Here is a 3,549-nt window from a genome sequence, read left to right on the forward strand (position 1 = left end):
CGGGCCGTCTCCCTCTCCCGTCGTGACTACGAAACCTTCCACGCTGCCCTGGCTGAGCCTTTCCGCCCCAACGAGGCCTTGTCCGAGGCCCTGAACCAGGTCCACGCCCGCGTCAAGCGTGTTTGAAGAGCAGCTGCTCGACCCCAAGCACCACGACCGCTCTGCTTTTGCCTGCGGTGAGCCGGCGTTGGATGCCTTTGTGCAGCGTCACGCCCACCAGACCATGCGCCGGGGCATCAGTCAGAGCTGGGTACTGGTGCCGGTCGACCAAACCAGCTCGATCGCCGGCTTCTACTCCCTCGCCCCAGCTGAGGAGCAGCACACCTGATTGCTATGGCGCCACCTCGTAGCTTGAGAAGATCGAGCAAGCGCTCCACCCGGCCTGCTGCCACCTGGCTGAGACGGTCGTAGGCCTCTCGCTCCAGCTCTTCGATCTGGACCTGGCTGAGCAGGGAGCGATGGGCTTCCAGCTCAGGCCATTGCGCCAGGACGGCATCTATGCCTCGGGCCTTCAGGACCTTCTGCACCGAGGCGGTGTTGAGCGGTAGGGAGAAGGTGCATCGCATGGGGTGATCCCTGACGAACCAATGGAAAAACCGCTGGCACGTGGCCGTTTCTGGCACGGACACCAGGGCCGCTGGAACACTGGCGGTGAGCATCCTGGACAACCGCCAGCACAGACGCCCGAGGCGTTTGTTGCTAACAAAGCAGCGAGCCACTGGCCATGGCGATTCCTGCGCTGAGTGAACCACTGCATCGGTGTTGTGGCTCTGGTGTTCTGCTGAGCGTGTCCATCGATGGGTCTTGGTCAGCCCCTCATCGCCTCTGAGCTCCTGGCTCAGGTTTTCAGCAGCGCTGATCCATCCAGACGGCGGATCACCACCACCCCTGGCCGGGGTGGGCGGCCGGGGGCCCCGCTGGGCCAGTTCGAGCCGAGCGACACCTGGCGCAGCTGGGAGAAGCGTCCGCCAGCGCGATCCTCGAGCTCGAAGGCCTGGAACTCCTCCATGCCGGCCTGGTGGGTGCCGTTGGCTTCCCCTGGGTGCTGGACGGCGAGCAGCAGGCTGCGCTCGGCCGGATCGAGGGCGAGGCCGCACAGCTCACATTCGTTCGGCCCGATGGCGAAGCAGAGGGCTTCACCTTCGGCGACGCCCTGACGGGGGAGCAGCCAGCAGCCGTTGTTGCCGAACAGATCGGTAGCTGACGAACTACTGCTGCGGTCGGTCACCATCCAGAGGTTGCCGGCCCGATCGAGGGCGAGGTTGTCGGGATTGGTGAAGCCCAGGCCGCCGGCCCAGGGTTCGCCACCGGTGGCCACCATTCGCCAGCGGAACCGCCCTTCACGGGCTGGCCCCGTTTCACTCAGCCGCATCACAAAACCATGGGGCCAGCTCGCCTCGCCGCCGGGTCCCTGGAAGATCGCCGGGTCGGCGCCGCCTTCGGCGTCGGGGCTGCCGGAGGTGAAAGCGATCAACAGGTCGCCCGTGAGCGGATCGAGATCGGTGTCCTCCGGCCGGGCCGTCGGGGTGGCGCCCACCGCGTTGGCGGCCAGGTGGGCGTCGATCAGGATGGCACCGAGTTGCTCCTCACCGCCGCCGGGGTACAGGGCGGCCAGGCTGGGGAAGCGCTTTGCGTAGGCCTCCACCTCCGCGTCGGCCATGAAGGTGACACCGCCGGCCTGGTGCCGGTCGGGGTTGGGCAGCATCACAGGTGCCGACAAGCCGGCGGCACCGAAACCCGAGGGCAGGAAGGGATCGAGCGGCGTGGAGGGCAGCAGCGGAATCCAGCGGCCGCTCCCATCGGCCGAGAAGCGGGCCACCTCCAGCCGTCCCTGGCCGAACAGGGCGGAATTGCGCGTGTCGCGCGGATCCTTCACCAGCCCAGCACTCACGAAGCGGTAGATGTGGCCGCCGCGGCGATCGCAGCCTGAGTACACCACCAGCGGCTGGTCCGCCACGGCCCGCACGGCCACCGCCTCGTGGCGAAAACGGCCGAGGGCGGTGTGTTTGGTGCCGGGGTCAGCGGGATCGGCCGGATCGATTTCCACCATCCAGCCGTACTTGTTACCGGCCAGCCCATAGACGTTGCCCAGGCCGTCCAGTTCCCCCGGCCGGCAGACCAGGGGGCGCTCGCGCGGGTGCTGGGAGCTGCCATCGGCATACACCGGCTCACAGACGTAACTCTGGAAGTTCTCCTCGGCGCTCAGCACCGTGCCCCAAGGGGTGGTACCGCCTGCACAGTTGGCGAAGGTGCCGATCACCCGGTCCGCGAGGCCGTCGTCGTAGCCGAGCCGCTGATGGCGGCGGAAAACGGCGGCGGCGGGTCCACTCACATTGAGGCGTTGCTCCGGCCCGCTCAGGCCGCTCAGACCGGTGATCCGACGATCGAGTGGGCCGGGGGAGCGCACCCAGCCGCCACCTGGAGCCTCAGCCAGGCTGGCCACGCCGATGCCGAGGTCGGTCATCGCCTGGTCCACCACGCCGCGCAGCAGCGGCCAGAGGGGGTCCGCCGCCGCCAGGGCCGTGCAGTCGATCCGCCCACCCAGGGGCTGGAGGGCGTCGACCAGCTCAGAAAAGGGCAGGGGCTGACCCACCACATCGGCGAACCCCTCCAACCAGGGGCGTTCGCTGATGTACTCGAAGTTGATGGTAAGCAGGGCCTTGCCTGGCCCCAGGGGGGTGAGGGCAAGGAAGTCGTTGTTGTAGCCCACCCGGCTGTCGCCGAGGGGATCCCCCCAGGCCAGCAGCAGGTCTGAGCGGAAGCCCTCCGGCACCACCAGCCGGTCCTCCAGGACGTAGCGGCCGTAGCGACGCCGCTGCTGTTCGGCCGTCAGGCCATCGGTGGCCAGGGGCAGGGGGGCCAGCACCGGCTCGAAGGGCATGGCGGCGGAGGCGCGGGGCGCAGCGGCCGATGCTGATGTGGCCAGTCCTGGAGCCGCCAGGGCTCCACCGCTCAAACCGAGCAAGACCAGGAACTGGCGGCGGTGGAGGGTCATCGGGGCGCTGGGTAGCGGGGGGTGATGCCGGCCAGGCGGCTCGTCTGCAGTGGAATGAAATTGTCATCGCTGACCCGCAGCAGTGCTGGTCGTCCATCCGACAGTGGCGGGCCACGGGCGAGACCTTCTCAGTTCTCCGTCGTCAGGCCAGTGTGCAGTCCCGGAACTAGCCTCTAAGTGCATGTGCAGGAGCGTTGCCTACTTGGTCCTTCGGGGGCCGCCTCTGCGGCAGCCCTTCGCCCCATGGGCAACTTGGCCTTGAACGACTACACGCGCCTGGGGGAGGTGTTCGATCTACTGCGCCCCAGGCTGATGGGTTGAAAGCAGCGCGGAAGGTTGGTCAACAGCTCATCGACGCGATTGTCGGCGAACACCAGATGGCTACGAGTCCGCCGCTCCCAGTTCAATAAAATGGCTCGCAGGACACCAGGAAGCCGCTGACGTGGTCGGACCATTGGGCCAGCGCCAGCAGCTCCCGGGGCTCCCTCGCAAACCCTTTCTGGGAGAGGGCGGTGAGCTCGGCCAGGTTGTCGTGGGTGACCAGCGGCTTGCTC

General features: G+C 67.7%; 3 protein-coding genes. 2 read left to right on the top strand and 1 reads right to left on the bottom strand.

All coding sequences use genetic code 11. From position 1 onward, the window contains the following. The coding region (locus KQ310_RS16030) for a DUF1778 domain-containing protein (RefSeq protein ID WP_399237281.1) at nucleotides 1–126 on the top strand (126 nt) is incomplete at its 5' end. Beyond that, the gene (locus tag KQ310_RS09200; RefSeq protein WP_259721466.1) at nucleotides 119–328 is read left to right on the top strand and encodes a hypothetical protein; all 210 of its coding nucleotides are present in this window, start codon (nucleotides 119–121) and stop codon (nucleotides 326–328) included. The genes KQ310_RS16030 and KQ310_RS09200, both read left to right, overlap by 8 nt. Nucleotides 329–838: 510 nt before the next feature. On the opposite strand, the gene KQ310_RS09205 is transcribed toward KQ310_RS09200, so the two are convergent. Continuing rightward, nucleotides 839–2,995 (bottom strand): PhoX family phosphatase, encoded by a 2,157-nt coding sequence (locus KQ310_RS09205; protein ID WP_259721467.1) that lies wholly within the window; start codon nucleotides 2,993–2,995, stop codon nucleotides 839–841. Nucleotides 2,996–3,549: the final 554 nt, after the last annotated feature.

The organism is Synechococcus sp. CS-1328, assembly GCF_025128095.1.
Classification (GTDB): Bacteria; Cyanobacteriota; Cyanobacteriia; order PCC-6307; family Cyanobiaceae; genus CBW1002.